The sequence below is a fragment of the Nocardia sp. NPDC003345 genome (assembly GCF_053589395.1).
In genome coordinates, this window is record NZ_JBSFRU010000622.1 from 1 (window position 1) to 1140 (window position 1140).

The following is a 1140-nucleotide window of genomic DNA, read 5'->3' on the forward strand; positions in this document are numbered from 1 at the left end:
GTGAAGACCCGGGGTTAATAGGGCGCCACCCTCGAGCGGCGGAGCCGCTCCAAAATTACAGCCCGCCCCTTCGCGAAGGGGGCACATCCGAACTCACCTTCGCCAAGAGGTCGCCTCTCAACTCACACTTCGCGAAGGGACACATCCGGACTCACTCTGCACGGAGATGCCACCCCCAACTCACCTTCGCGGCGGAGCGCCTCCAAAATTAATGCAGGCGATTCTGCGCAGCCTCCAAGCCCACCCTCAGCAGCAGCTCAACCGCGTCGGCCGCCTGTTCGACCACTACGGGCACTTCCTTGCGCTCTGCCGCGGAGAAGGGTTTCAGGACGAAATCGGCGGGGTCCTGGCGGCCGGGTGGGCGGCCGATACCTATCCGGGTGCGCAGATAGTCCTTGGTGGTCAGTGCGCCGGATACCGAGCGCAGACCGTTGTGCCCGCCCTCCCCACCACCGCGTTTGAGTCGGATCTCGCCGAAGGGCAGGTCCAGTTCGTCGTGGATGACGACGACCTCGGTGGGCGGTACCGAGAAGAAACGTGCGAGGGCGGCCACCGGTTTGCCGGACAGGTTCATATAGGACCGCGGTTTGGCGATCAGGACTTGTCGGCCGTCCAATCGGGCCTGTAGCACATCGGCGCCGGATTTCTTGTGCACGGTGAACCGGCCGCCGACCCGCTCCGCGAGCGAGTCGGCGACCAGGAAGCCCACATTGTGCCGGGTGCGCTCGTAGCCGGATCCCGGGTTACCCAGGCCGACGACGAGCGCCGGCGCGGTATCGGCCATCGCGGCGCTACAAACGGCGTCTTATTCGGCGCTCTCGCCCTCGGCGGCTTCGCCCTCGGCGGCCTCGGTCTCGGGCTCGGCTTCGGCGATCACGCGGGCCTCGGTGACGTTGGCGATCAGGGTCTCGGCGTCGGTGACCAGGCTGACGCCCTTGGGCAGCGAGATCTCGGCGGCGGTGACCTGGGTGCCGGCTTCGGCACCGGCCACGGAGACCTCGAGCGATTCGGGGATGTTCAGCGCCTCGGCCGAGACGGTGACGGTGGTGGCGTCCTGGGTGACCAGGGTGCCGGGGGCGGCCTCACCGGTGACGGAGACCGTGACGTCGGCGGTGACCTCTTCGCCGCGCTTCACGATCA

1 protein-coding gene and 1 pseudogene are annotated in these 1140 nt (G+C 67.4%); both read right to left on the minus strand.

Going from position 1 to position 1140, the window contains the following annotated elements; genetic code table 11:
• Positions 1 to 208: 208 nt before the first annotated feature.
• Complete coding sequence (pth, locus tag ACWDU1_RS32480) at positions 209 to 784, minus strand: aminoacyl-tRNA hydrolase (RefSeq protein ID WP_450004239.1); 576 nt, start codon at positions 782 to 784, stop codon at positions 209 to 211.
• A 21-nt stretch (positions 785 to 805) separates the two neighbouring features.
• Positions 806 to 1140: pseudogene (locus ACWDU1_RS32485) on the minus strand (50S ribosomal protein L25/general stress protein Ctc); the annotation flags it as partial.

Coding starts and splice junctions, on each gene's coding strand:
- pth (WP_450004239.1), bottom strand. CDS start 784: ATGGCCGATACCGCGCCGGCGCTCGTCGTCGGCCTGGGTAACCCGGGA.